Consider the following 24,790-nt stretch of genomic DNA (forward strand, 5'->3'; position numbering starts at 1 on the left):
CCTGGTCCCCTCCCTACTGGATCGCGGCAGGAGCAGGCGGGACGTGAGCCGTGGTGATCGTCATCGGGGTGCCGGTGACGGCGATGAGATAGGTCCCCGGGCCAACGCCGGCCGGCATCGCGCGGAAGCCTCCCGCGGGCTTCACGTCGTATTCGGCGGTGGCGTGCGGGGCCAGCACCGCGGGACCGGAGGTGATGGTCCACCAGTTGGAGGCGCCCTGGCCGGTGCGGCTCGCGAAGTGCGGGGTGAGCGCCGTACCGGTGGTGTTGACGGCCCGCACGTCGATGGCAGTGACACCCATGCGCGCGTGGTGCGTGGCGAAGTGCGGCGAGAGGCTCATGCGCAGGGGCGGCGGGCTCGCCGCGGCGATCGCGACACATACCAGCGCGGGGGCGAGCAACCCGCCCGCCACGACCGCCTTGGCACGGCGGCCGGTCACGTGGGGAAGACGCGGCTGCCAGGCGGTGGCGAATGCGGCAGCCGGGACGGTGGCGGCGGCCGCGAGCCACAGCGGGGTCATCATCAGGAAGTAGCCGTCCTGGGAACGGGTGGCGAAGTAGAACGCCACCCACGGCAGGACGGTGAGCGCGGGGCCGAGCCGCCGGACGAACAGCAGGGTGGCGGCGAGCAGGCCGAGCAGGAGCAGTTGGCTTCCATAGGAGTAGTAGTCGAGGCGGCTGCTGCCGCCGGTGAAGTAGTAGGAGATGCCCATCAGCCCCTGGCCGTGCAGGATCGCTTTCTGGCCGAGCGGCAGCAGCACGCCGTGCAGCCAGGCGGAGAAGTCCTGAACGGCGAAGTACGCGTTGGCCGCGGCCCAGGCGAGAGACGCGGTGGCCGTGTAGCGGGAAGTCACCGCCAGAGCCTGCCTCGGGCCGAGTTCCCCGCGCCGGACGGCGTACAGACCAACCAGCAGGAACGGGGCAAGGAACCAGGCGAGCTGCTGGGCCGCGCAGGCAGCGCCCAGGCACGCCGCCCGCAACACTCCCCCTGAGCCGAGACGGCCGCCCTCACCCGTGACGGGCCAGCTGACCACCACAGGGACAAGCAAGGCGAGAGCGGTGATTGCCGGATAACCGGCGTAGGCGTAGTGCGGCAGAAAACCGAAGCCGAGACAGACCGCGGTGGCGGCTGATCTCCAGGGTGCCGGCAGCAACAACCACAGCAGGACCGAGGAGACGAGGAGCGCGAATGTGGTGACCAGAGTGGCGGCCGCCGTCGAGTGGACGACGGCGTGCACCGGGGCCGCGAGCAGCGCGGTCAGCGGCGGGTATCCGTAGGTGTAGTCGGCGCTGCCGGACATGGTTTTGGTGATCCCGACGCGCGACGTGTCGAACAGCCAGGGCCACGGCTGGCCGTAGACCGGCTGGCCGTGCAGGATCGCGTTCGCGGCCTGCGCGGTCAGCGCTCCCTCGTCGCTACCCGCGTGATCGAGCAGGTAGCCGCAGATCACCAGTGCGACGGCAGTCATCAGTACGACGGCGTCGACCCTGATCAGCCCGCGGCGGCTCCGCACGAGAAGGCTGAGAACGGCGCAGATGAGGATCGAGGCGTAGCAGACGGAGATGACGCCGGCGACGGCCGGACGTGAGGCCATCGCGGTGGTCCAGGCGGCCCGTGTCCCGATGAACAGGCTGATCGTGGCCACGAGAGTCATTCCGCGATGCAACTGCTGGGGCCCGGCGTCCCCGACACCGGACACCCGGGCCGGGGTCGGGGGTGGCGCCGTCGGTTTCGTGGCCGCACGCCGCCGAGTCCCGGTGCCGGTGTCAGCCATGACGCCCGTCTCCTCTGCCTCGACTTCCGTTCGAGTGACCGTTTACATCCGGTCACCCATAGAACATCTACTACATCTCGTAGAGGTAAGCTCGGCGAGTGCGGTTCCGTCGAGGCCTCGATGCGCGTCCGGACGGATCGCAGGCACGGGATTCCCCACATCCCCCACCCATGGCGGAGACGGGAACTGTTACCCCCTACTCGATCGTCTACAGTTCCACCATGCGTCTACAAGACTGTAGTCGGTAAGCAGTTTGCGTGAATTTGTCTGCCGGAAGGACTCCTCGCCATGACCACACCGATCCATCCGGCATCACAGCTGGCCGTGAACGTGCTGGACGCCCATTCACTGCTGGCTGCGTTCGGCGTGTTGGGCGTCGGGGTGGCGATGTTCGCCGAGACGGGACTGCTGGTCGGCTTCTTCCTGCCGGGCGACTCTCTGTTGTTCACGGCCGGACTGCTGTGCACGGGCTCCGCCGAGGGCGGTGTACACCTGTCCCTGGGGCCGTTGCTGGTCGCGGCGGCGGCAGGCGCCCTGGCCGGGGCCCAGTGCGGCTACCTGCTCGGCCGGAAGGCAGGTGGAGCGCTGCTGGCCCGTAGCGGCTCACAGCGTCTGCAGGAGGGTGCGAAACGCGCCGAGGAACTGCTGGAGCGATACGGACATGCGAAGGCCATCGTGCTGGCCCGCTTCGTGCCGGTGGTGCGTACCGTGCTCAATCCGATGGCCGGCGCACTGGAGGTGCCGGTACGCGCGTTCACGTTGTGGCAGATCATCGGCGGACTTGTGTGGAGCCTCGGTCTCACCCTCGCCGGCTATGCGCTGGGCTCGTCGATCCCGAACGTCGACCACTACCTGCTACCGCTGGTGGCGTTGATCATTTTCGTGTCGCTGCTCCCCCTTGCTGCCGAGGTGTACCGGGCTCGGCGCAACGCCCGGCCCGAGGGGGGACGCAGGTGATCATGGCTTTCGACGGATCGTCGATCGACGGCTCCGCCTACCTGGACGTGGTACGTCTGGCCCGGCATGCGCCGGCCTGGCTGGACAGCGCGGCATCGTTCTGGTCGACGTACGGGCTCGCGGCGTTCGCCGTGCTCGCGGTAGTGGGCTGGTGGTTCGCGCGACGGGTTGGGGATGCGGCGACAGTGCGGGCGCTGGCCGTACCGGTGGTCGTGATCGTGGCGTATGGCGTGAATGCCCTGGTGAAGCTGGCAGTGCGCGAGGACCGGCCGTGCCAGAGCCTGCGGGTGAAGACTTTGGAGACGTGTCCGGCGCCCGGCGACTGGTCCTTCCCCAGCAACCACGCGGCGATCGCGGCCGCCGCTGCCGTCGCCCTGCTCTTCGTCTCGCGTCGGCTGGGGACGGTCGCGGCCGTGGCCGCCCTGGCGATGGCAGTCTCCCGGGTATGGGTCGGCGCGCACTATCCGCACGACGTCGTGGCCGGCGTGCTGATCGGTGGACTCGTCGCGCTCGTTTCGATGCTCGTTCTGCGACGGTGGTCGCCATCCGTGGTCCGGTGGATCGGCTCCAGCCGCCTGCGCCCGCTACTGACCGCCTCATGAACCGGCGTGATGCCTCCGACCTGGCGGGCACCATAGGTCTGGGCGCCTACGTGGCGTTCAGCATCCTCACCATGGTGGTGATCGGCCAGCGTGGCGCTCCGCTGTGGGCGGACGACGGTTTCCTGTCCTGGTCGCTCGGTCATCGGCCGGACGTGGCCGTGTCTCTGGCCCGAGGGGTGACCGATACCGGCAGCGGCGTCGTCCCTTATGTCCTCGCAGCGTTGGCCGGCGTGGTGGCGGGGCGAACGATGCGTCAACTGATGTGGGCCGCCGCGTTGAGCCTTGTCTGCCTGGGCATCGGACAGGCGATGCGCTACGGGGTGATGGCGCTCGTCCAGCGGCCGCGTCCAGCTCATGCCGACTGGGCAGCGTCGGCGGGCGGCTGGGCGTTCCCCTCGGGGCACACCACGACGGCGGCCCTCAATGCGGGGCTGCTGATCGGTGCGCTCTCGCTGCGCGGCCCGCGCGGCGCCACCTCGCTCCGGGTCGTCGTCGGGTGCTGGGGCGTGCTGGTGGCCCTGTCGCGGGTCTATCTGGGGGTGCACTGGTTCTCCGATGTCATCGGGGGCTGGCTGTTCGCCATCGGATGGTCCGGAGTGTGGCTGTATGCAAGGGCCCGGTGGCTGCCCGCATCGTTCGTCTCGGGCACTCCCTGTGCGCCGGAAGATCCAACGGAGGACCATGCGCCGGAAAATCCTGGTCGTCGAGGACGATCACGCCCTGCGTGACGTGCTGCGCCGTGGCCTTTTGGACGAGGGGTTCGAACCCGTGCCCGCCGCCGACGGCGCCACCGCCCTGCGGCTGGCCACCGACGACGTCGCCGCGGTCGTCCTGGACGTCGGGCTGCCCGACGCGGACGGCCGGGATGTGTGCCAGGCGCTGCGCGCCAACGGATTCGCCGCCCCGATCATCTTCCTGACGGCCCGCCACCACCTCACCGACCGGCTGTCCGGATTCTCCGCCGGAGCCGACGACTATCTGCCCAAGCCGTTCCACCTCGCCGAACTCATTGCCCGCCTGCGGGCCGCGCTGAAACGCGCCGGGCCTCCGGCCGTGGCCACGGCCGGAGATGTGGTCCTGGACGCAACCCGGCACACGGCGCGAGTCGGCGACGCCTACGTCGACCTGTCCCCGACGGAGTTCCGGCTACTGGCCACGCTCGTGGCCGCGGGCGGCACCCTCGTAGCCCGCCGTGAACTGGTCCGGGCCGCCTGGCCGGACGGCGCACAGGTCAGCGACAACACCCTCGACCAGTACCTGAGCCGACTGCGCCGCAAGCTGCGTGAAACCAGCAGCAGCCTAGGTCTCACGACGGTACGCGGGATCGGGCACCGGCTGTCATGAACCGTCTTCCGCGCCGCCTGGCGCCCCGCACTCTGCGCGGCCGGCTCTCCCTCGTGGCACTGACCACCGCCGCGCTCCTGATGACCGTCCTGACCGTGGCGTTCAACATCGTGATGGACCGGCACCTGCAGCACCAGGCGGGCGACGAACTGCGCAACCGCGCCGCCGCCGTGGCCACGACCATCGACACCAGCGGCCCCCGGGTGCGGGTCCTGGAAACCGTCAACGACCAACTTCTCGACGCGAACGTGTGGATCTACGCCGGAACACGGCTGTTGGAGAAGCCCCCGTCCACCGCGTCCGACAGCATGCTGACCCGGGCCGCAGACCGGCTCGCCGCACAGGGGAAACGGGTCTGTACGACCGTGCACACCGAGAACCCCCGCTTCGTCCGCCTGTGTTCCAGGCCCGTGTCCGGCCGGCGCAGCACCGCCATCGTCGTCACGGCCCTGGACCTCGCCCCGTACCGCAACTCCGCGGACACCCTGCTGCTGGGCTCCCTGATCCTGGACGCCGTCATGCTCGCGTGCACCTACGCGCTGACACGCCTGGCCGTCGGACGGGCGCTGCGCCCTGTACGCACCATGACCGATCAGGCCACCCAGTGGAGCGCCGTCGGCTCCGACCAGCGTTTCGGAGCCGAGGACCACCCGGCGGAACTCTCCCGCCTCGGCGCCTCGTTGGACGCGCTGCTGGACCGCATCCGCACCGTCCTGCGCCACGAACAGCAGCTGACCGGCGAGCTGTCGCACGAACTGCGCACCCCGCTCACCCGGATCATCATCGAACTCGACTGGTGGCGCGCCCGTCCCCGCTCCACCGCCGAAACCCGAGCCACCCACGAAGTGATAGCCGACTCCGCCCAGTCCATGCGCACCATCTGCGACACGCTGCTGAACGACGCCCGCGAGAGCGCGCAGAACGCCACCACGGCCGTCGGTGTCACCGCCGTCGTACCCGTCCTGCACCGGCTGGTCGAGAACCTCGACGCACGGGATCAGGTGAAGATCGCCGTCGACGTTCGGGACGTACGGCTCGAGGCGGGCGTCGCGCCCGCCCTGCTCGAACGCATCGTCAGCCCGCTGCTGGCCAACGCGGTCCGCTACGCCCGCGCCACGGTGACCGTGTCCGCCCGGCAGCGGCCCGGCGGCGTCCGCATCGACATCACCGACGACGGTCCCGGTGTGCCGGAGGCGTTCCTCGACGACCTCTTCCAGCCCGGCCGCCGTGCCGCCCCCGAGGACGGGCACGATGGAGCGGGCCTGGGACTGCCACTTGCGCGGCGCATGGCCCGCGCCGTCGGCGGCGAGGTCTCCCACGACCCTGGGCACACCTCCGGAGCACACTTCCTGATTGACCTGCCGTCCGGCTGACAGGCCGTCAGCCAGCCTGTTGGGCGACCGCCTCCCCCTCCGATGTTCGCGGGGTGGCGGTCCTGCGCTCCTGAACCTGCGCGTAAGCCATCAGGCCGGCCAGGACAGCAAGCAGCACGGCAGACGATCCCGCGGTACCGAGGACGAGGCCGCCCTTGGCGACCGGCTTGGTCAGGAAGTCACCCGCCGTGGCGCCCAGGGGGCGGGTCAGGACGAAGGCGATCCAGAACAGCAGCACGTTCTGCACCACCGGCACCTTCATCAGGGCCACGAGGACAGCAAGCGCCCCCGTCACAAGCAGCGCACCGCCGGCGTAGCCGAGACCGGAGCTGTCGGAGAGGAAGTCACCCATGGAGGTGCCGAGCGTGTTGGAGACGAGGATCGCCGACCAGAACAGCGCCTCGCCACGGAAGGTGACGATGTCGCGGATGACGAACGTCATCCCGGTCGCCTTCCAGACGGCGAAGATGACCAGCAGGATCGAGATGAGGATCGCGGCACCAGTGGGGTAGCCCGAGGCCGAGGCCCTGCGGGCCCCAGCCAAGCGAAGTGGCGCCGCCGGAAAGGAACTTGGTACTGGCGTCTCGGTTCATGAAGTCGGCCATCGTGGTGCCGGCCATGCTGGTCGACAGGATCACGGTCCAGTAGAAGAACGGGTTGTAGTGGTTGGACCTGAGCTGGACAACCCGCGTCACCACGAAGAGCACAAACAGGGCAATCGTGGTGAGGAAGTAGCCGAGCTTCAGGGTCTACGCGAAGAGGTCGCCGGCCGTCTCGCCGAGAGTGGTCGCGGCGATCTTCATGATCCAGAACGCCAGGGTGACCTCGGGGAGCTTCTTCATGACCAACTTGGTCGTGCTCGCGACATCGAGGTCGGTGAGCATGTCCGGTTTCTGCAAGGTGGGGGCTCCAATGCGGTCGAACAGCAGGGCGCCCGCCCCGCGATGGGGGACGAGCGCCCTGTGAGAAGAGACGACCGTGAAGGCGGTCGCCGGATTCGACCTTGGCAGCGTCAGCCTGAACGCATCCTGAACGCCAGCCGTGTGCCTGCTCAGGCCGCGTGTCGGGCGGTGTGCTGAGGCTGCGCCACGTCCTTGCGGGTAACCGAGAGATACACGACCATGCCGAGGATGACCGCGAGGAACAGGGCGCTGGTGATGACGGTGCCCAGGCCCAGGCCGCCGTCGCCGGTGGGCTGGGAGAGGTAGTCCCCCATGGACGCGCCGAGCGGACGGGTAAGGATGTAGGCGATCCAGAAGCTCCACACCGCGTCCAGACCGAGCTTGAAGTGCGCGAGCGCGACCGCGGCGATGGCCAGGCCGAACAGCACCACGGAAAGCCAGTAGCCGAGGGCCATGCGCTCGGAAACCAAGTCACCGGCCGCAGTGCCGAGAGCGAAGGTGAACAGGACGGCGAGCCAGTAGTAGGACTCACGGCTGGTGGTGTCGATGTGGTGGATGGACAGGGTCCGCTCACGCCGGTACCAGACCACGAAGACGATCGCGAGGATGATCGCGAAGACGGTGGTGCTGGTCTCCAGCGGCACGCCCATGTTGTCGGTGAGGTTGTCGCTGACCAGCGTGCCGACGACGCTGATCAACGCGACAGCGAGCCAGTACACACCCGCGCGGTACGCGGTGGTGCGGAACTGCACGACCAGGACGACCGCCAGCAGGGCGCTCATCAGCACCGACACGCCGGTCAGGCCGAGACCGGCCTTCTCGCTCAGCAGGTCGGCCGCGGTCTCGCCGACCGTCGTGCACAGCACCTTGATGATCCAGAAGTAGGCGGTGACTTCGGGCACCTTGTTCCAGCCCAGTCGGCGACCGGAGGGCGCCACCTGGCCGCCGGCCATAGGGGCCGCAGGGGTCTGTGAGGTCTCATATGTCATGAGGCCCGAAGGTGTCACGCGATACCTGAACGCATCCTGACTGCCGTGCGGCATCGGCTTCCCCATCCGCCCCACCAGAGCACCATGAGTGTCATGACGACTCGTGATCCAGGTTCTTGCATAGCGGCGTTCCGCCCCGCCCCGCCCGCCACCCTGGAAGAAGGCCGCATTGAACCATCCGACTGTCTCCCGCCCGCCCACTGACCGGGCGACGGGCTGGCTGCGCCGCCGGCTCGGCAGGGCCGTCGTGCTGTCGTACGTCGCCGCCCTGCTGCTGCCCGGCCCGGGCCTGTGGCTGCGCAAGGACCACGCAGTGCCGCTCGGTGGTGGGATCGGGCTGCCGCTCAGCACCGCCCCGCTGCTGCTGTCCCTGGTCCTCTTCTCCGCCGGCCTTCAGGTACCCGTCCGCGAGCTGGGCCGCCTGCTCCGCAAGCCCACCGCCCTGCTGGCCGGGCTGGTCCTGCATCTGATGATCCCGCTCCTGGTCATCCCCGTCGTCGCATTCGGACTGCACCACACCCCCGACAGCGACGGCGGCAGCGGACTGATCACCGCGATGATCCTGATCGTGGCCATGCCCGTCGCCGCCGGAGCCACCGTATGGACCGGCAAGGGCGACGGCGACCAACCCACCATGGTGGGACTCGTCCTCGCCTCCACGCTCCTCAGCCCGCTCACCATCCCGCTGGTCATCACCACTTTGGTACCGCTCCTCGACGACGGCTACGCGGACACACTCGCCATGACCGGCCATACGGCTCACGGCGGCTTCGCCCTCGTCACCGTGGTCCTCCCCTGTGCAGTCGGCATCCTGTTCCGACTCGCGCTGCCGGCGGCGTGGCTCAGCCGGGCCCTGCGCGTGATCGTGCCCGTGGCGCTGGCCGGATCGCTCGTGCTGACCTACGTGAACGCCAGTGGTGCCCTGGGCTCCTTCCTCGCGCACCCGCGCCCGCTCTTGTTCGGGGCGGCACTGGTCGTGGCGGCGCTCGTCTGCCTGCTGTCCTTCGTACTGGGCCGGACCGCCGCGCGGCTCCTGCGCCTGGACGCCCCCGCCTCCTCCTCACTGACGCTCGCCTGCGGCATGAACAACAGCAGCGCGAGCGCGGTCCTGATCACCACCACACTGCCCGACAAGCCGCACCTGCTGCTGCCGGTGCTCGCCTACGGGCTGCTACAGAAGACGGCCGCGAGCCGGGTCGCGCGGACAGCGGGTCATCGGCACCCGCCCTGCCCTGCCCCACCGTAGGCACTGCTACAGCCCTCCCTATCCGGGCCCGGAAAACACCAAGCGGGAGAGGTGCAGTTCCTTTGAAGGGAAGTCCGAAGCGGCCCTGTGTCCCAAGCAGTCACTCTCGTCCTGCGGAAGGTCACACAGTCCTCGTAGGCCGGGAGCAGGCGAGGCCCCCCATCTAACCGGAACCTTCGAATCTTCAGTTCCCGTTCTGTACTTCACCGGATCGCTCGCCGCCCCGATGTTCGGACCAATGATGCGGTTCGTGGCCAGAACCGAGTTCGCCTCCACGCGCATCGCCCGTGACGCGCTGCGGTGGACCACCGCCCGCTGACCGGCGCGCCGTGTCGGCACGCGGATCGCGCTGGTCGGACCGACTGTCCAGCTGGAATTGGACGTCCAGGCGATGTACCGCCTGCACGACACGTCCACGCCGCGGACGAGGGCGCACGGGCCGCCGATCATGCGTGAATGGCGTGGGCCGCCCAGGTGTGACTGTCTCCTGGGCGGCCCATGTGCGGCAGGGGCTCAGCCTGTCGGCCCCGCCGCGGTAGTGGTGGTCTTGAATCCCTCAGTCTTGTTGGCCCGCAGAGCGAACTCGTTGGTGAACGTCTTGCTGAGGTCCACCGACCCCTTCACGTTGCCGACCAGTTGCTCCGTCGCCAGGGAGGTCTTCGGGCCGCCGGCCGGCATGATGCCGTCCGGGAGGAACTGACCCTTGTCCTCGGTCAGGGCCTGGATGTAGTCGGCCTTGGTCACCAGTTGGTTCGACACGAACGATGCCGGCAGCTTGTTCGCGATGTCGGTCGCGCTGTGGGTGTTGACCCAGTGCATGGTGGCGACGAGCGCGTCGACGACCTTCTGCACCGTGTCCTTGTGCGAGTTCACCCAGTCGGTGCGGGCGAGCACACTGGCCGCGGGATAGGCACCGCCCATTGCTGCCGTGGCGCCCTTCGTGGTGGCCAGGTCGATCGCGGAGGTACCGACACCCTTCTTCTGGATCGCGGCGACCGTCGGCTGTGTCGTCATGACACAGTCGACCTTGCCCTTCTGCAGCGCGGCGACGGCGGTGGAGCCCGCGCCGACCGCGATCCGGTGGAACTGGCTGGTCTTGACGCCCTTCTTGGCGGCCAGGAACTGGGTGAGCGTGTCGGTGCCCGAACCCAGGTCGGTGACGCCGAGGGTCTTGCCGTTGAAGTCGGCGCCCGAGGTGACGCCCGACTTCTTGGTGCACATCTCTCGCTCGCCCGGCGCGCCGGAGAGCTGGACGACGTCCTCGACCGCCTTGCCCTTCGCCTGGAACTCGATCGTGTGGTTGTACCAGGCGCCCGCCATGTCCACCTGCCCCGAGGCCATGGCTTCCTCGGCGCCGACACCGCCGTCCTGCTCGGTACTGAGCTGGACGTTGACGCCGTACTTCTTGTAGAAGCCCAGCTGCTGGGCGAGCTGGTACGGCAGGTAGATCTGCTTGTCGAGGCCGCCGGCCATGAGCTTGACGGTCGGCGTGCCGCCGGAGCCGCCACTCGCAGTGCTGGCGCTGGAGTTGCCGGAACAGGCGCTGACCGCGCCGAGAGCGAGGACGGTGAGGAGAGACGCGGCGACGGCGACGGGTCGTCTGGACATGGCTGGTCACATTCCTTTTCTGAGATGGAACAAGGGAGGGGACAGGGAGGGGGAGAGACGGGATCAGAGCGCGTTCGACGCCTCGGACGGGGTCGGCGGGCGCCAGGACAGCAGCCGGTGTTCGAGCTTGCCGATCAGCCACTCGGCGCCGAGCACGATGACCGAGATGACGAGCATCGTGGCGAAGACCCCGTTGGGGTCGAAGTTGTTCTGCGCGGTCTTGATGACCAGGCCGAGGCCGCTCTGTGCGCCGAGCACCTCGCCGACCAGCGCGCCGACGATGGCGAAGCCGAAGGCGCTGTGCAGGCTGGCGATGATCCAAGTGAGGGCGGAAGGCACGATGACGTGCCGGATGATCTGCATCTGCGAGGCGCCGAGCACCTTGGCGTTGGCGAGGATGTTGCGATCGACCTCACGGACGCCCTGGAAGGCGTTGAAGAAGACGATGAAGAACACCAGCACCGCGGCGAGCAGTATCTTCGGCAGGACACCGATGCCGAACGCGACGATGAAGATCGAGCCGAGGACGATACGCGGGATCGCGTTGACCATCTTGATGTAGGGGCCGAGTACGTCGGCGAGGAAACGGCTCTGGCCCAGCGCGACGCCGAAGACCACTCCGGTGACGGACCCGAGAGCGAAGCCGACGAGCGCCTCCTGGATCGTTGTCCAGATGTTCGAGTAGAAGGACCCGAACTCGGTGCCGTGCTGGAAGAGGTCCACCAGCCGCTTGACTATGCCGGACGGCTGCCCGAAGAAGAACGGGTCGACGATCCCCCAGGTGGTGAACGCCTGCCAGCCGCCGATGACGAACACCGCGAGGCCGATGCGTCCCGCCCACACCAGGGCGATGCGGCGCCGGACGGCGCGCTTGGCGGCGGCCGCGGCCGGGACCTGTGCACTGCCCTTGACGGGGGCGGGGGAAACGGCGGACATCGTGCTGCTCATGCCTTACCTCCTGCGGTGCGTGCGTAGGCGCGCTCCACCTCCTCGCGCAGCGAATCCCAGATCTGGTGCTGGAGTTCGATGAAGCGGGGCTGGAAACGGATCTCCTGGACCGAGCCGCGCGGGCGGGGCAGGTCGATGTCGAAGACCGCCTTGACCGACCCGGGGCCGGACGTCATGACGACGACCCGGTCGGCGAGCGCCACCGCCTCGTCGAGGTCGTGGGTGATGAAGATGACCGACGGCCGGATCTGCTCCCACAGGCCGAGCAGCTCCGTCGACATGATCGCCTTGGTCTGCACGTCCAGGGCGCCGAACGGCTCGTCCATGATCAGGATCCGGGGTTCGTTGATCAGTGCCGCGGCCATCGCCACGCGTTTGCGCATACCGCCGGAGAGCTGGTGCGGGTAACGGTCCTCGAAGCCCGACAGGCCCACCCTGCGCAGCCAGTCGCGCGCCGAAGTCTGGGCCTTCTGCTTGGGCACACCGCGGAAGACGGGGCCCATCAGCACGTTGCCGAGGACGGTCTTCCAGGGCAGTAGCGCGTCGGCCTGGAACATGAAGCTGACGCCGTCGGTGACACCGTCCACCTCACGGCCGCCGACCTTGACCGATCCCTCGCTGGGCCGGTCGAGCCCGGACACCAGGCTCAGTGTCGTCGACTTGCCGCATCCGGTCGGACCCACCACCGCGCAGAACTGGCCGGGCTCCACCGTGAACGAGACGTCCTGCAGCGCCGTGAACACCTCACCCGCAGGAGTCAGAAATCGTTTGGTGAGTCCGGAAATCTCGACTCGCGCGCTGTCCTGGCCGACTCTCTCGGCGACCAGGCTCACCGCGACATCGTTTCGCGAAGCCATCTGAAGCTGTCTCCTTCCTGACCTCGGAGGTCGAGGAAGGCAGACGCTAGAGGCCGCCGAGTATTACGTCGCTGTTTCATACGTATCTCGCGTTAGCCGTGTTACCCATGGTTTTGCGCGTTCTGCTCAGCCGGTCAGGGGTGGGCAGAATGGGAGTGACGGGGGCACAATCACGCCACCACGGGTACGGCGCAGGGGCCGCGCCCGGTAGCCGCACAACAGGCAAGAGACACCCGTGACACCCATCCGTATCCCGATCGGCCGCGGCGGGAAAGGGCGGCTCTCCGCGCGGATCCTGGCCAGCCAGTTGATCATCCTGGGACTGACCGGGGTGATTGGATTCCTGCTGTTCGCCTTCGCGCAGCGGGGCGAGATCGACCGTGCCTACGAGAAGCGGGCGCTGGCCATCGCGCAGACCACGGCCGCCGAACCCCAGATCCGGCGGGCCATGGAGTACGGGGGCGGCGGCGACGTGGTGCAGACCGTGGCCGAACGCATCCGCAAGGCGTCGGGCGCGTCATACGTGGTCGTGCTCGACCTGCACGGCATCCGCCACTCCCACCCCGACCCGGCCCTGGTCGGCGAACCGACGGGCGACCAGATCGCGGTGCTGGACGGCAAGGCGCACGTCGGCACCGACCAGGGAGCGACCGGGCGTTCAGCCAACGGAAAGGCTCCGCTGTACGGGCCCGGCGGCACGCTGGTCGGCGAGGTGTCCGCGGGCATCCCCGAGCACTATGTGCTGGGCGAACTATGGCGCGAGCTGCCCACCTTCGGCCTGTACAGCGCCATCGCCGTCGCGCTCGGCTCGACGGCCGCGTTCCTGCTCGCGAGGCGGCTCAAGCGGACGACTTTCGGGCTGGAACTGGAGGAGATCGCCGGGCTGTTGCAGGACCGGGAGGCGATGCTGCACGGCATCCGCGAGGGAGTCATCGCCTTCGACCCCGACGGCAGGATCACGGTGGTCAACGACGAGGCCCGCGACCTGCTCGGCCTCGGCACCGCGCTCGGCAGCAGGCTGGAGGAGGTACTGCCGGACGGGAGGCTGCGCCGCGCCCTCGACGGCACCCTGGCCGGCAGTGACATCAGCGTGCTCACCGACGACCACTGCCTGGTCGTCAACCGGATGCCGGTGGCCCTGCACGGCCGCGAACTGGGCGCCGTGGTCACCGTACGCGACCGCACCGAGCTGATCGGGCTGCTGCGCGAACTGGACTCGGTGCGCGGGCTGACCGACGCGCTGCGCGCCCAGCAGCACGAGTTCACCAACCGGATGCACACCGTGGCCGGGCTGCTGGACATCGGCGACCACGACGCCGCCTACGAGTTCGCCGTCGAGACGGCCGGCGCCGAGCAGGCGCTGACCGAATCCGTACGGGAACGGATCGGCAACCCGCTGCTCGTGGGACTGGTCGTCGCCAAGACCACGGTGGCCGCCGAACGTGGGGTGCGCATCGTCCTCAGCGACGACTCCGCCCTCGGCGAGGAACCGCCGCACCTGCGCCGACTGCTGACCATCGTCGGCAACCTGCTGGACAACGCGATCGACGCGTCCGCGACCGGCCCGGCTCGGCCGGGCGGTCCCGAGGTACGCCTGTCGTTGATCGAGGCCGTCGACGTGGTGCGGGTGGAGGTGGCCGACACCGGCCCGGGCATCCCGCCGGGGACCACCGAGTCGATCTTCGAGGATGGCTGGTCGAGCCGTCCGGACAGGGGCACCGCCCGGCGCGGCCTCGGACTCGCACTCGTCCACCGGCTGGTGCAGCGGCACGGCGGCACGATTACGGTCAGCGAGGGGCCGGGCGCGGTCTTCACCATGACGTTGCCGGTGCCCGACACCGCCCCCACCCCGCAAGGCGCACTGTTCACGACGGCTTTGCCGGTATCGGCCGGCAAAGCGGACGGTGCCGAGGGAGGCGGTCGATGATGATCCGGACTCTGGTGGTGGAAGACGACTTCCGGGTGAGCCGTATCCACTGCGACTACGTGTCCCGGGTCAAGGACTTCGAGGTGGTCGGCCAGACGGCGACCGTGGCCCAGGCACTGGACGCCGTGCGCGCCCTCCACCCGGACCTGCTGCTGCTCGACATCTTCCTGCCGGACGGCAGCGGACTCGACGTGCTGCGGCAGCTCAGCGGGGACGAGGGCGGCGACCGCCCGGACGCCATCATGATCACCGCGGACCGGGACATCACCTCGGTGCGGGTCGCCATGAAGCTCGGCGCTGTCGGCTACCTGGTCAAGCCCTTCGGCGCGCCCGACCTCGCCGAACGGCTCACCGCCTACCGCGAGCTCCAGCACCGTATGGACGCCCTGGGTACGGCCCCCGAAACCGACCAGGCCGACGTGGACGCCCTCTTCAGCGCCGCCCGGCCGCCTGCCGTGCCCCGCATTCCGGCCAAAGGCCACTCCGCACCCACCCTCACCCTGCTGCACCAGGCCCTGCGCCAGGCTCACGGTCCCGTGTCGGCGGCCGAGGCGGCCGAACTCACCGGCGTGTCCCGCGCCACCGCCCAGCGATACCTCTCCTACCTCGTCAAGGAGGGCATGGTCCGCCTCGAACTCCGCTACGGCGCCACCGGCCGCCCCGAGCACCGCTACCGCATCGTCCACTGACCGGGCGCGTGGATGCCGTCATGCGGCCGCTCGAGCACTTGTCGGCCGAAGACGCCTCTGGGGTGCTCGGACACCTTGAAACTGGCTGGCAAGCCACTCGCGGTGTACATGGGACGGAGCAGGAGCCATCCCCCTTCGGTCCGCCCTTACTCCGCACCAGCCGCAGGTGCGCGCGGACCTCCTCGTCGGCGAGTGCCACCGGGCTGGTCTCAAATCCCGGTATCACGTTCCTCAACTGCGACGTGGCCGAGGCGGTCGAGATCGGGCTGGCTGCAGCGCAGGGCAAGGACCTGGAGCTGCACAGCCGGGACATCGCCCGGTAGTGCGTCAAGCCTGACCTGATCGACGAGTTCCGCGTGCACCTGGCACCGGTCATGCTCGGAGTGCGGCTGTTCGACTGTCCCGGTATCGAGCCGGTCCGGTGGCCCGCATCTACGACGGCCACTCTGCGCAGCCCGTGGATTTGCGATACCGCCGCGCTTGACCGCCTCGGGAAGGGTCCTACTGGTTCAGATGCAGTGGTCTGCTGGCCTCAAGGAAGGAGCAGTCAGCGGCAGCGGTCACTTGTGCACCGCTGCGGTGGGCGTGGGCTCGTTGCCCGCGGGCGCGCAGGGAGCTGGGGCCGGGCTTGGGGCGAGGGGCGGTCACAGTCAACTTGGCGGGATGGTGCCGCGGTACGACGTCCTGGGGGAAGGTCAGCTGCTGGTTCATCCACTTCAGGGCGGCGGGCATCTCCCGTACCCAGGTGGGGAAGTTGTGGCTGCCGTTCTCGGGCAGAATCGAGGCGACGCGCATGGGGGCCTTGGCGGCCGTGATGAAGGCCAGCGTCTGCGCGTAACCCCGTTCGCCGTGCTTGTTCTCTGATGTCACAGAAGGACCCACCGCACGGCTGGGCGGATCAGTCGCCTCGGAGCGTCCTGCGGAAGGCCACACAGTCCTCGTAGGCCGGGAGCAGTCCCTTCGTCTCCGCCTCGGCCAGGGTCGGCGCCTGCGCGTCCTTGGGGGACAGCAGCGGCTTGATACCGGGCGGCCACTCGATGGCGAGGTCGGGGTCGAGCGGGTGGATGCCGTGCTCGCGCTCAGGGGCGTAGCCCTCGGAACAGAGATAGACCACAGTGGCCTCGTCGGTCAGCGCGCAGAACGCGTGCCCAAGACCCTCCGACAGGTAGACGGCGTGGTGGGTCTCATCGTCAAGCCGGACGACCTCCCACCGCTTGTACGTCGGTGAGCCGACTCGGATGTCGACGATGACGTCGATGACCGCACCGCGCACGCACGTGACGTACTTGGCCTGGCTGGGCGGCACGTCAGCGAAGTGGATGCCCCGCAGGGTGCCCCCTTTCGAGACCGAGCAGTTGGCCTGGGCCAGGTTGAGGTCCTGGCCGGCCGCCGCGCGGAACTCGGCGCCCCGGAACCACTCGTGGAAGCTGCCCCGGTCGTCGGGGAAGACCTTCGGCTCCAGCACCCACGCGCCTTCGATACCCAGAGGTCGCATCTTGTCCGTATTCCTCTACTTCATGAGGGCGCGGCGGAGCTTGCCGGCCAGGCGGCGCAGAGTCGACTTGCGCGCAGGGACCGGGGGCTCAGCGACGGCCGCGACCGGTTTGACGACGAGAGTGCCGCAATCGGCCCGCAGGGCCAGGGCGAGCGCAACGGACTTCTCCTTGCCGGCGGCGGGAAGGGTCAGCCCCAGTCGCCACTGGCCGTCGGCGAGGTCGCGCAGTGGAAGGTCGGCGGACAACTCGGCGCCGCCGGCCGGGCGGTCCGCCAGCACAGCTGGCACGGTCGAGGTGCGGCTCGCGCGAAGGCCTGTCAGCTTGAGCGTGACGTCGGCCCTGCCCGGGACGTGCAGCGGCAGGACTGCAGTGAGGCGGGCGAGGTCGCCGGTGACCGTGGCCTCGGCCGAGGCCACGGCGGCGAGGTCGTACGTGAGCCGGTTGGTCTTCTGTCCGATGTCCAGCGAGAGGTTGCCGTGCGGATCGGTCCAGTACGGGAGCACCAGGCGCTGTCGGGAGCCGACCAGGGCGCCGGTGCGCCCCTGGCGGGCGTCGTCGCTGCGCACGGAGCCCAGGCGGGCCTCCTTGGCCCAGCCGCAGGAGCTGATCCGGATGAGCACGTCCCAGATGCCGTCGTCCAGTTCTGCCCCGTTCGCCGCCGTGAGCGGGTCGACCTTGGCGGTGGCCCGCAGGAGCTGCCGGAAGTAGCCATCCCGGCCCTCCACAGCGGCCTTCTCGCGGGTCAGCTCGACGGGCTGGAAGAATTCTGCCGCCGTATCGCGCTCGCGTACGACCAAGTCCACCTTGGACTTGCCCAACGGAGCGGAGGTGTCCGCGCCCGCCAGCGCGATCACGTCCAGGATGCTCTGCGGCAGCGGCGGGGCGAGCAGGTCCTTGTCGCCGTCGGCACGGAAGGTGACGGGGGCGCCGCCCGAGGTGTATTCGGCGGTGAAGGCGATGCTCAGCTTTCCGTTGTCCCAGCTCAGGCTCTCCAGCATGCCGGAGGCTTTGATGCCCTTCTCCCACTCGGCGAATTTCTCGATGTCGTCCAGGCGGTTGGCCGCGATCAGCCCGGCGACAATCTGTTGCGTGGGCTGCATGCCCGCGGCGACACCGGGGCCGAAGCGTTCGATGACCACCTTGTGGATCTCGTTGAACAGTTCCTGGCGGTAGTCGGCGGGCAGCTTCAGCAGCCGCAGCCCGCGCGTCCGCTCGACCATCTCAACGCGCAGCCAGCGGCGGAAGAGCTTGTCACGCAGCGGCCCGGGCTCGGTGAGCTCCTCGACGACGTCCAGGGCCTCGCGGAGATTCTTGAAGTAGCCAACCGGGTCGAATCGCTGGAAACCCGCGTTGGACGCGTCGTCCCGCTTGAGGTGGTAGTAGCAGATGTAGTCGCTGAGGACGGAGACGTTGTCGGCCCGCAGGTAAGCCTCGGTGACGAAGACGTGGTCCTCCAAGCGCCGACGGCCCTCCATGTAGCGGAGGTTGTGCCGGTCAAGGAAATCCTTGCGGAACATCTTGTGTGGGGTGCGGCTGTCGATCAGCGGGGCATTCTCGACGTTCGCGTATGGCCGGTTCTTGCGGAACAGCTCCCGCGGCACCGGACGCCCCTTGCCGGCCATCTTTCCCACGATCACGTCGGCGCTGTTCTGCACGCCGAAGTTGTACATACGCTCGAGAGCCTCGTCACCCAGCCAGTCGTCGTTGTCCACAAACTGAATGAACTCCCCCTTGGCAGCCGCAATGCCGACGTTGCGCGGCTTGCCCGACCAGCCCGACGCCTCCTGATGAATGACGTGCATGTGCGGGTACTCGGCGGCAAGTTGGTCCAAGCGCTCGGGGGTCTCGTCGGTGGAGCCGTCGTTGACGAAGATCGCTTCGTACTCGTCGCTCGGCAGGCTCTGGCGCAGAAGAGAGGCGATGCAGTCCTCGATGTAGTTGCCCGGGTTGTGGACCGGGATCACCACGCTCACCTTGATGGGCACGTGTCTTTTCCGCCTCCGCTACTGAGTGACTTCGTGACGGCCACCTCGGACGCCTCGCCCCGCACGGACGCATCGGCATCGCCGCAGCCCGCAGGGTGCTGTTCCAGCACGCCCGTGTAGTGCGACCTCCCAGATCGCGTGGATCTACTACAACTCGTTGAATCCGAGAGGAGGTGACCATCGCCGGAACTACTACATCCCGTACGACTTAACCTACTACATGTTGTAGAGTACGGCCGTCCGCTCCACCCCGCAGAGATGCCCGAAGCGTCCGACAACCACCTGGTGGATCTCGTCGAACAGCTCCCGGCGCTAGTCGGCGGGCGGCCTGAACAGCCGCTGCCCGCGCATCGTCTGGACCCTTGACGAAATGCGACAAGGTGCCTTGATGGGATCCAATATGCCGCTAATGAAAGCTCTCGTTCTCTCCGGTGGCTCGGGCACGCGCCTCCGTCCCATCACCCACACATCGGCCAAGCAGCTGGTGCCCGTGGCCAACAAGCCCGTGCTGTTCTACGGCCTGGAGGCCATCGCCGACGCCGGCATCACGGATGTCGGGATCATCGTCGGCGACACCGCCGAAGAGATCCGGGAAGCCGTGGGTGACGGCTCGAAGCTCGGAATCGACGTCACATACATCCGGCAGGGCAAGCCGCTCGGCCTGGCGCACGCGGTGCTCATCGCGCGCGAGTTCCTGGGCGACGACGACTTCGTCATGTACCTCGGCGACAACTTCATCGTCGGCGGCATCACCGGCCTCGTCGACGAGTTCCGCACGCAACACCCTGACGCGCAGATCCTGTTGACCCCGGTCCCCAACCCGACGTCGTTCGGTGTCGCCGAGCTCGACGAGAACGGCCGGGTGAAGGGGCTGGAGGAGAAGCCGAAACAGCCCAAGAGCGACCTCGCGCTGGTGGGTGTGTACCTCTTCACCCCCGCCATCCACGAGGCCGTCCGCGTCATCGAGCCCTCCTGGCGCGGCGAGCTGGAGATCACCCATGCCATCCAGTGGCTGATCGACCAGCGCAAGGACGTCCGCTCGTCGACCATCTCCGGCTACTGGAAGGACACCGGGAACGTCGCCGACATGCTGGAGGTCAACCGCTCCGTCCTGGAGACGCTCGAGTCCCGCACCGAGGGCACCGTCGACGCCTCCAGCGAGATCATCGGCCGCGTGCGGATCGACGCCGGGGCCGAGGTCCGTGCCTCGCGCATCGTCGGCCCCGCCGTCATCGGTCCCGGTTCGGTGATCAGCGACTCGTACATCGGCCCGTTCACCTCCATCTCCGAGAACTGCCGGATCGACGACAGCGAGGTCGAGTACTCCATCGTCCTGCGGGAGTCCTCCATCACCGGCGTACGACGGGTCGAGGCATCGCTCATCGGCCGCAACGTCCAAATCACCCCCGCGCCCCGCAAGCCCGCAGCCCACCGTCTCGTCCTCGGCGACCACAGCAAGGTGCAAATCTCTTCATGACGACCAGAATCCTGGTAACTGGTGGTGCCGGATTCATCGGCTCCCACTACGTCCGTACCCTCCTCGGCCCGCAGGGCCCGGATGACGTGGCGATCACTGTCCTGGACAAGCTGACGTACGCGGGCAACCCGGCCAACCTCCACGAGGTGCGCGACCACCCGGGCTTCGTTTTCGTCCAGGGCGACATCTGCGACCCCGAACCGGTCGCGAAGCTGATGGCCGAGCACGACGAGGTGGTTTCCCTGTCAAGTTCAGCGTGTTGAAGTCGGGACGGGCCCTGGCCCGGGCGGTCGGCAGTACTTGAAGGCTTGGCAGGGCCGCCCGCTCAATACGGCGGCCTGCCAAACCTTGGCGAAGTCGGCCGGAGCTGACAGAGGTTGTGGTCAGAGGCCGATGTCGGCCAGCCACTGGCATGTGGTCCGGGGGGTGGCTCCCAGCAACCTCTGGGCGGAGGTTTCCGGTGCGATCGCGCGGCCAGGCATGGAGCTCATCGCCTGGTACGCCCCTGCGATGTCAGCGGCGGCGCTCTCCCCGATCAGGGGAGCCATTGAGGTACGGAACTCCTCGGCGGTGATCTGGTCGAAGACCACGTCCCGTCCGAGCCTGGCGCCGAATGCTTCGGCCAGGTCCGGCCCCGTGATCGCCGGGTACTGGCCGACGGAGACCACGCCGGTGACGTCCGTGCGGTCGAGCGAGGCGACGGCAGCGTCGGCGATGTCCAGGTGGGAGGCCCAGGAGACGGGGAAGTCGGCCCGGATCGGGTAAGGCAGAACGCCGCGCTCGCGGACCGAGCCGATGACGTGCGGCATGAGCAGATTCTCGAGGTAGAGCTCGGGTGCGATGACCGCGTGGGACACACCGCTGTCGGCCAGGCCGGCGGCCAGGGTCGCGGCGGCACCGCCGATGGCGGGATCTATGGGGAAACCGCTGGTGGAAAACACGATGCGGTCCGGCCGGGCCTCGCCGACAGCAGTGAGGATGTTGTGCGCGTAGGTCTGGCGGTCCTCCTCGGAGGCCACCGGCAGGTGGACGAAGACGCCCTCGGCGCCTCGGTAGGCGTCGGTCAGGTCGGCGGCGGAGGCGTAGCCAGCGGCCACGACGCGCTGCGCGCCGGGCACGACGGCGTCGGGGTTGCGGGTCAGAGCAGTCACGGACTTGCCCGCATCGGCGAGAGCGGCGACAACAGGGGCGCCTTGGGCGCCGGTGGCGCCATGTATTACGTAGGTCATGACGCTATTAGTGCATGCGGTGCACCAGTTACATCAACTGCACTAATGGGGTACGGTCCGGAATTGTGACTGATCCCTGTCTTCCCGAGTGCGGCGTCGCCCGGTTCCTCACGCTGCTCAACGGGCCGTGGGCCACCCTGATCGTGCGCGAACTGCTCCACGGCTCCCACCGGTTCAACCAGCTGCGCGAGGCCCTGCCGGGCATCAGTCCGCACACCCTGACCAGCCGACTGCGCCAGTTCGAGCGGCACGGCATCGTCACCCGCACGACGTATGCGGAGATCCCGCCGCGCGTCGAGTACGCGCTGACCCCTCTGGGTGAGGGGCTGCGCGAGGTCCTGGAGGCTATGGGGACGTGGGCCATGGGGGTGCCGGATCCCGAGTCCGGCGTCACCGCCTGAGGTACCTCTGGCCCGGCCCCCGGCCCCCGGCCCCCGGCCCCCGGACATGGTCATGGTCATGGTCATGGTCACGCTGAGGATGCGAGCCTCTGCCGCAGGGCGTCGTTGTCGTCGTGGTGGACGACCTCCTCGAAGCGCAGCCGCAGCCCGTGCTTGTCCAGCAGCTCCGCCACGATCGCGTCGAGGTGTTCGCGGTGCTCCTTCGTCCGCGCCTGGAGGTATGCCTCGCGGACGTCCTCGGGCTCGTCGGCGAGAACCTGGTCCATGCGCTCGCGGATGTACCTCTTGAGGTTGATGTGCTCCATGAACACCTCACCGACTCCCGCCTCGACGAGTTGCCCGAAAAGGTCGTCCAGAAGCTCGGGCTGGGTGGCGAAGTGGGGCAGGAGCGGGCCGACGAAGGCGTAGGTGTGGATGCCGGCCGCGTTGAGTTCGGCCAGGGTGCGCAGGCGGCGGGAGGCGAGCGGGGCGCGGACCTCCAGCCAGCGGCTGACCTTGTCGTCGGTGGTGGTCACGGTCATGCCGACCTCGGCGCGCGGCAGGCTGGTCAGTAGGTCGATGTCGCGGGTGACGACGGGCGACTTGGTGAGGATTCGGACCAGGCCCGGGTACTCGACCGCTTGCAGTTCGCGCAGGATGCCGCGGGTGAGCCGGTACTTCGTCTCGTGGCCCTGGTAGGGGTCGGTGACCGAGCTGAGCAGCATCGTGCCCCGCCGCTTGCCCTGCGGCATTTTCGCCAGCTCCTTGCGGGCGAGTTCGACCGCGTTCTTCTTCACGTACAGGTAGTCGCCCCACTCCTTGACGGACCGGCCGAACTGGCGCCCGGCGAAGCTGGCGAAGCAGTAGGCGCAGCCCAGCACGCAGCCGGTGTAGGGGTTGATGACGTAGTCGTTCGACGGGGTCTTCGACTTCTGGATCAGGGTCTTTGCCTCGATCTCGACCGGTTCCATGGCGCTTCCTTCCTGCTGGCCCGGCGGTCCGCGTACGAGGCGCCGGGTTCCTCCGCTGTCTGCGGGCCGGTCATCCGAGAACCACCGAACCCGTACCCATGGAATAATAATCGAAGGAAGTTGCTTCCATGGAATGTAAATGGTTTGCTGGACGCCGAGCCGGTTCCGGGCCCTCATCGCTGCCGGTCCGGCATGTCGCCCCAGCGCGCGGTGACCTTCACTGCCTGGATTCGGCCTGCCGCAGAGAGATTTCTCCCCTTACGGGGCGTAAGGAGTGAGCGTCATGACCGTTCCCGCTTTCAACTCGGTCGCCTGGTTCGAGTTCGGTACCGACCAGCCGGAGAAGGTCAAGGAGTTCTACGGCGAGCTCTTCGACTGGCAGTACGTCCTCAACACCAACACCCCGGGGGTCACCTATCACTCGGTGATGACGCCGGGCGCCCAGCAACCGGCCGGCGGCGTATGGGAGTCGGAGGGCGGCTTCCCCAACTACGCGATCTTCTACGTCTTCGTCCAGGACGTCGCCGCGACCGTCGAGCGCGCCGAGAAACTGGGCGCCGAGGTGCTCATGGCGCCGGTCTCCGACTCCGCGGGTTTCACCTTCGCCCGGCTCAAGGACACAGCGGGCCACCACTTCGGCGTGTTCTGCGTACCCGCCCCGTAAGTCCGGCCCTGGGCCGCCGGCCACCCCTGCCGGCTGCCCTTTCAGGGAGCGGGCGGCCCCGTAACCCGTGCCTCTTGCGCCCTGTCTCCCCGCCGGAGCACGCCGCAGGGCCTTGTACCACCGTTCCCCCGACTGAGAGGTTCCGATGTCCGGCGCCAGCGCCACCAGCGAAAAGATCCCCGTCCGCGTCTACGGCGGCCCGACCACCCTGATCGAGTACGGCGGGCTCAGGCTTGTCACCGACCCGACCTTCGACCCGCCCGGCGAGTACCCCATGCCCCTCCCGGGCGACCACAAGCTCATCAAGACGGCCCCCTCAACGGTCACCGCCGCCGGCCTCGGCCGCGTCGACGCCGTCCTGCTCTCCCACGACGAGCACGACGACAACCTCGACAGCGCCGGCCGTGCCCTCCTGTCCGAGGTGCCGGTCGTCTTCACCACCGAGAGCGGCGCCGGCCGCCTGGGCGGCACCGCGCTCGGCCTCGCTTTCTGGCAGACGGCCGAGCTCAAGCGGCCCGACGGCGGTACCGTGACCGTCACTGGCGTGCCCGCCCGGCACGGCCCCGTGGGCTGTGAGCCGATCACAGGCGACGTCATCGGCTTCATCCTCACCTCCGACGACCTGCCCTCGGTCTACGTCAGCGGCGACAACGCCGCCCTGGAGCACGTCGAGGAGATCGCCGAGCGGTTCGCCCCGGTGGACACCGCGATCCTCTTCCTCGGCGGCGCCCGCATGCCCTTCGCCTTCGACGGCGCCCTGCTCACCCTCGACAGCGCCCAGGGCGCCGAGGCCGCCAAGGCACTCGGCGCCCGACGCGTCGTCCCCGCGCACTACGACAGCTGGGCCCACTTCCAGGAAGGCCACGGCGAGATCCAGGCCGCTTTCACCGCAGCCGGCCTCGCCGACCGCCTCGACTTCGCCCGATGACCCGACCGAACCCAAGGAGACCACGATGACCACTGCCAACCTTGACCTGGCCCGCGCTTACTTCCAGGCCGTGCAGACCGGAGACATGGCCGCCCTCGGCGGCCTCCTCGACGAGCAGATCGTCTGGCACCAGCCTGGCGCCAACCAGTTCTCAGGCGACCACAAGGGCCAGGGCGCGGTCTTCCAGATGCTTGGCAGCATGATGGAGGCCAGCCAGGGCACCTTCGCCATCGACGCAATCCACTCCCTCATGGGCAACGGCGACCTGGTCGCCGCCACCATCCACTTCACCGGCCGCCGCGGCAACACGTCAATGGCCATGGACGGCGTGGACCTCCTGCGCATCCAGAACGGCAAGATCACCGAGATGTGGCTCTTCTCCGGCGACCAGAGTGCCGAAGACGCCTTCTGGGGCCGCTGACACCCACGATGCACCCCGAGGCC

General features: G+C 68.6%; 24 protein-coding genes and 3 pseudogenes. 15 read left to right on the plus strand and 12 right to left on the minus strand.

Translation table 11 applies throughout. From position 1 onward, the window contains the following. Positions 1-13 precede the first annotated feature (13 nt). Entirely contained in the window at positions 14-1,654 is a 1,641-nt protein-coding gene (locus ABZS97_RS02140) for a hypothetical protein (protein ID WP_356132516.1), read from the minus strand. A 408-nt stretch (positions 1,655-2,062) separates the two neighbouring features. Here ABZS97_RS02140 and ABZS97_RS02145 point away from each other — a divergent pair, with 408 nt between their 5' ends. The 5 genes from ABZS97_RS02145 to ABZS97_RS02165 are packed head-to-tail and all read left to right on the plus strand — an operon-like array spanning position 2,063 to position 6,050. Continuing rightward, positions 2,063-2,731: a DedA family protein gene (locus tag ABZS97_RS02145; RefSeq protein ID WP_356132518.1), complete on the plus strand. Its 669-nt coding sequence runs from the start codon at positions 2,063-2,065 to the stop codon at positions 2,729-2,731. Further along, positions 2,728-3,333, plus strand: coding sequence for a phosphatase PAP2 family protein (locus ABZS97_RS02150; protein WP_356132520.1), 606 nt, complete (start codon positions 2,728-2,730; stop codon positions 3,331-3,333). Before ABZS97_RS02145 ends, ABZS97_RS02150 begins: the two co-directional genes overlap by 4 nt. After that, positions 3,330-4,061 (plus strand): phosphatase PAP2 family protein, encoded by a 732-nt coding sequence (locus ABZS97_RS02155; protein ID WP_356132522.1) that lies wholly within the window; start codon positions 3,330-3,332, stop codon positions 4,059-4,061. Before ABZS97_RS02150 ends, ABZS97_RS02155 begins: the two co-directional genes overlap by 4 nt. Next, the gene (locus ABZS97_RS02160; RefSeq protein ID WP_356132524.1) at positions 4,015-4,677 is read left to right on the plus strand and encodes a response regulator transcription factor; all 663 of its coding nucleotides are present in this window, start codon (positions 4,015-4,017) and stop codon (positions 4,675-4,677) included. Before ABZS97_RS02155 ends, ABZS97_RS02160 begins: the two co-directional genes overlap by 47 nt. Then, on the plus strand, positions 4,674-6,050 hold the full coding sequence (locus tag ABZS97_RS02165; protein WP_356132526.1) for a HAMP domain-containing sensor histidine kinase: 1,377 nt from the start codon (positions 4,674-4,676) through the stop codon (positions 6,048-6,050). The genes ABZS97_RS02160 and ABZS97_RS02165 overlap by 4 nt, the downstream gene beginning before the upstream one ends. Before the next feature lie 7 nt (positions 6,051-6,057). On the opposite strand, the gene ABZS97_RS02170 is transcribed toward ABZS97_RS02165, so the two are convergent. From ABZS97_RS02170 to ABZS97_RS02180, 3 genes are all read right to left on the minus strand, one after another. Next, positions 6,058-6,594, minus strand: coding sequence for a hypothetical protein (locus tag ABZS97_RS02170; protein WP_356132528.1), 537 nt, complete (start codon positions 6,592-6,594; stop codon positions 6,058-6,060). Positions 6,595-6,799: 205 nt separating this feature from the next. Further along, the gene (locus tag ABZS97_RS02175) at positions 6,800-6,949 is read right to left on the minus strand and encodes a hypothetical protein (RefSeq protein WP_356132530.1); all 150 of its coding nucleotides are present in this window, start codon (positions 6,947-6,949) and stop codon (positions 6,800-6,802) included. A gap of 152 nt (positions 6,950-7,101) precedes the next feature. Then, positions 7,102-7,941 (minus strand): hypothetical protein, encoded by an 840-nt coding sequence (locus ABZS97_RS02180; protein ID WP_356132532.1) that lies wholly within the window; start codon positions 7,939-7,941, stop codon positions 7,102-7,104. Between the two features lie 169 nt (positions 7,942-8,110). Here ABZS97_RS02180 and ABZS97_RS02185 point away from each other — a divergent pair, with 169 nt between their 5' ends. After that, positions 8,111-9,187: a sodium-dependent transporter gene (locus tag ABZS97_RS02185; protein ID WP_356132534.1), complete on the plus strand. Its 1,077-nt coding sequence runs from the start codon at positions 8,111-8,113 to the stop codon at positions 9,185-9,187. A gap of 151 nt (positions 9,188-9,338) precedes the next feature. Further along, positions 9,339-9,506: pseudogene (locus tag ABZS97_RS02190) on the plus strand (NAD(P)/FAD-dependent oxidoreductase); the annotation flags it as partial. Between the two features lie 194 nt (positions 9,507-9,700). Here the strand turns inward: ABZS97_RS02190 and ABZS97_RS02195 are convergent. From ABZS97_RS02195 to ABZS97_RS02205, 3 genes are all read right to left on the minus strand, one after another. Beyond that, positions 9,701-10,795 carry an ABC transporter substrate-binding protein gene (locus ABZS97_RS02195; RefSeq protein WP_356132536.1) on the minus strand — a complete coding sequence of 365 codons (1,095 nt, stop codon included), beginning with the start codon at positions 10,793-10,795 and terminating at the stop codon, positions 9,701-9,703. A gap of 63 nt (positions 10,796-10,858) precedes the next feature. Beyond that, positions 10,859-11,743, minus strand: a complete 885-nt coding sequence (locus ABZS97_RS02200; RefSeq protein ID WP_356132538.1) for an ABC transporter permease — start codon at positions 11,741-11,743, stop codon at positions 10,859-10,861. Next, positions 11,740-12,600 carry an ABC transporter ATP-binding protein gene (locus ABZS97_RS02205; RefSeq protein ID WP_356132540.1) on the minus strand — a complete coding sequence of 287 codons (861 nt, stop codon included), beginning with the start codon at positions 12,598-12,600 and terminating at the stop codon, positions 11,740-11,742. The genes ABZS97_RS02200 and ABZS97_RS02205 overlap by 4 nt, the downstream gene beginning before the upstream one ends. Positions 12,601-12,835: 235 nt before the next feature. Here ABZS97_RS02205 and ABZS97_RS02210 point away from each other — a divergent pair, with 235 nt between their 5' ends. Further along, positions 12,836-14,527 (plus strand): sensor histidine kinase, encoded by a 1,692-nt coding sequence (locus tag ABZS97_RS02210; protein ID WP_356132542.1) that lies wholly within the window; start codon positions 12,836-12,838, stop codon positions 14,525-14,527. Then, positions 14,524-15,216 carry a response regulator gene (locus ABZS97_RS02215; protein WP_356132544.1) on the plus strand — a complete coding sequence of 231 codons (693 nt, stop codon included), beginning with the start codon at positions 14,524-14,526 and terminating at the stop codon, positions 15,214-15,216. Before ABZS97_RS02210 ends, ABZS97_RS02215 begins: the two co-directional genes overlap by 4 nt. Before the next feature lie 560 nt (positions 15,217-15,776). Here the strand turns inward: ABZS97_RS02215 and ABZS97_RS02220 are convergent. The 3 genes and pseudogenes from ABZS97_RS02220 to ABZS97_RS02230 all read right to left on the minus strand — a co-directional run. Beyond that, positions 15,777-16,086, minus strand: a pseudogene (locus ABZS97_RS02220) (esterase); the annotation flags it as partial. A gap of 28 nt (positions 16,087-16,114) precedes the next feature. Beyond that, positions 16,115-16,711 (minus strand): dTDP-4-dehydrorhamnose 3,5-epimerase, encoded by a 597-nt coding sequence (gene rfbC, locus ABZS97_RS02225; protein WP_356132546.1) that lies wholly within the window; start codon positions 16,709-16,711, stop codon positions 16,115-16,117. A gap of 15 nt (positions 16,712-16,726) precedes the next feature. Then, entirely contained in the window at positions 16,727-18,697 is a 1,971-nt protein-coding gene (locus ABZS97_RS02230) for a glycosyltransferase (RefSeq protein ID WP_356132547.1), read from the minus strand. 409 nt (positions 18,698-19,106) lie between these two features. Between ABZS97_RS02230 and ABZS97_RS02235 the strand changes: the two genes are divergently transcribed. Both ABZS97_RS02235 and ABZS97_RS02240 read left to right on the plus strand, forming a co-directional pair. Further along, positions 19,107-20,174, plus strand: a complete 1,068-nt coding sequence (locus ABZS97_RS02235; protein ID WP_356132549.1) for a glucose-1-phosphate thymidylyltransferase — start codon at positions 19,107-19,109, stop codon at positions 20,172-20,174. Continuing rightward, positions 20,171-20,413, plus strand: a pseudogene (locus ABZS97_RS02240) (GDP-mannose 4,6-dehydratase); the annotation flags it as partial. The gene ABZS97_RS02235 and the pseudogene ABZS97_RS02240, both read left to right, overlap by 4 nt. 144 nt (positions 20,414-20,557) lie before the next feature. Here ABZS97_RS02240 and ABZS97_RS02245 read toward each other — a convergent pair. Continuing rightward, a complete protein-coding gene (locus ABZS97_RS02245) occupies positions 20,558-21,403 on the minus strand; it encodes an NmrA family NAD(P)-binding protein (protein WP_356132551.1) in 846 nt (281 codons plus the stop codon). A 65-nt stretch (positions 21,404-21,468) separates the two neighbouring features. Between ABZS97_RS02245 and ABZS97_RS02250 the strand changes: the two genes are divergently transcribed. Continuing rightward, complete coding sequence (locus tag ABZS97_RS02250) at positions 21,469-21,804, plus strand: helix-turn-helix domain-containing protein (RefSeq protein WP_356132553.1); 336 nt, start codon at positions 21,469-21,471, stop codon at positions 21,802-21,804. A gap of 68 nt (positions 21,805-21,872) precedes the next feature. Here ABZS97_RS02250 and ABZS97_RS02255 read toward each other — a convergent pair whose 3' ends face one another. Further along, a complete protein-coding gene (locus tag ABZS97_RS02255; protein WP_356132555.1) occupies positions 21,873-22,754 on the minus strand; it encodes a radical SAM protein in 882 nt (293 codons plus the stop codon). 283 nt (positions 22,755-23,037) lie between these two features. Between ABZS97_RS02255 and ABZS97_RS02260 the strand changes: the two genes are divergently transcribed. The 3 genes from ABZS97_RS02260 to ABZS97_RS02270 all read left to right on the plus strand — a co-directional run bounded on the left by ABZS97_RS02260 (position 23,038) and on the right by ABZS97_RS02270 (position 24,767). Continuing rightward, positions 23,038-23,418, plus strand: coding sequence for a VOC family protein (locus ABZS97_RS02260; protein WP_356132557.1), 381 nt, complete (start codon positions 23,038-23,040; stop codon positions 23,416-23,418). Between the two features lie 145 nt (positions 23,419-23,563). Further along, positions 23,564-24,346: an MBL fold metallo-hydrolase gene (locus tag ABZS97_RS02265; RefSeq protein WP_356132559.1), complete on the plus strand. Its 783-nt coding sequence runs from the start codon at positions 23,564-23,566 to the stop codon at positions 24,344-24,346. Positions 24,347-24,371: 25 nt separating this feature from the next. Next, complete coding sequence (locus tag ABZS97_RS02270; protein ID WP_356132561.1) at positions 24,372-24,767, plus strand: nuclear transport factor 2 family protein; 396 nt, start codon at positions 24,372-24,374, stop codon at positions 24,765-24,767. Positions 24,768-24,790 lie beyond the last annotated feature (23 nt).

This window comes from Streptomyces sp. NPDC005485, assembly GCF_040606085.1.
Lineage (GTDB): Bacteria > Actinomycetota > Actinomycetes > Streptomycetales > Streptomycetaceae > Streptomyces.

What these genes read in the sequence shown, in the direction of transcription:
- ABZS97_RS02140 (WP_356132516.1), bottom strand. Translation starts at nt 1,654, where the DNA reads ATGACTCTCGTGGCCACGATCAGCCTGTTCATCGGGACACGGGCCGCC.
- ABZS97_RS02145 (WP_356132518.1), top strand. Translation starts at nt 2,063, where the DNA reads ATGACCACACCGATCCATCCGGCATCACAGCTGGCCGTGAACGTGCTG.
- ABZS97_RS02155 (WP_356132522.1), top strand. Translation starts at nt 3,330, where the DNA reads ATGAACCGGCGTGATGCCTCCGACCTGGCGGGCACCATAGGTCTGGGC.
- ABZS97_RS02160 (WP_356132524.1), top strand. Translation starts at nt 4,015, where the DNA reads ATGCGCCGGAAAATCCTGGTCGTCGAGGACGATCACGCCCTGCGTGAC.
- ABZS97_RS02165 (WP_356132526.1), top strand. Translation starts at nt 4,674, where the DNA reads ATGAACCGTCTTCCGCGCCGCCTGGCGCCCCGCACTCTGCGCGGCCGG.
- ABZS97_RS02180 (WP_356132532.1), bottom strand. Translation starts at nt 7,941, where the DNA reads ATGACATATGAGACCTCACAGACCCCTGCGGCCCCTATGGCCGGCGGC.
- ABZS97_RS02195 (WP_356132536.1), bottom strand. Translation starts at nt 10,795, where the DNA reads ATGTCCAGACGACCCGTCGCCGTCGCCGCGTCTCTCCTCACCGTCCTC.
- ABZS97_RS02200 (WP_356132538.1), bottom strand. Translation starts at nt 11,743, where the DNA reads ATGAGCAGCACGATGTCCGCCGTTTCCCCCGCCCCCGTCAAGGGCAGT.
- ABZS97_RS02205 (WP_356132540.1), bottom strand. Translation starts at nt 12,600, where the DNA reads ATGGCTTCGCGAAACGATGTCGCGGTGAGCCTGGTCGCCGAGAGAGTC.
- ABZS97_RS02215 (WP_356132544.1), top strand. Translation starts at nt 14,524, where the DNA reads ATGATGATCCGGACTCTGGTGGTGGAAGACGACTTCCGGGTGAGCCGT.
- rfbC (WP_356132546.1), bottom strand. Translation starts at nt 16,711, where the DNA reads ATGCGACCTCTGGGTATCGAAGGCGCGTGGGTGCTGGAGCCGAAGGTC.
- ABZS97_RS02235 (WP_356132549.1), top strand. Translation starts at nt 19,107, where the DNA reads ATGAAAGCTCTCGTTCTCTCCGGTGGCTCGGGCACGCGCCTCCGTCCC.
- ABZS97_RS02245 (WP_356132551.1), bottom strand. Translation starts at nt 21,403, where the DNA reads ATGACCTACGTAATACATGGCGCCACCGGCGCCCAAGGCGCCCCTGTT.
- ABZS97_RS02255 (WP_356132555.1), bottom strand. Translation starts at nt 22,754, where the DNA reads ATGGAACCGGTCGAGATCGAGGCAAAGACCCTGATCCAGAAGTCGAAG.
- ABZS97_RS02260 (WP_356132557.1), top strand. Translation starts at nt 23,038, where the DNA reads ATGACCGTTCCCGCTTTCAACTCGGTCGCCTGGTTCGAGTTCGGTACC.
- ABZS97_RS02265 (WP_356132559.1), top strand. Translation starts at nt 23,564, where the DNA reads ATGTCCGGCGCCAGCGCCACCAGCGAAAAGATCCCCGTCCGCGTCTAC.
- ABZS97_RS02270 (WP_356132561.1), top strand. Translation starts at nt 24,372, where the DNA reads ATGACCACTGCCAACCTTGACCTGGCCCGCGCTTACTTCCAGGCCGTG.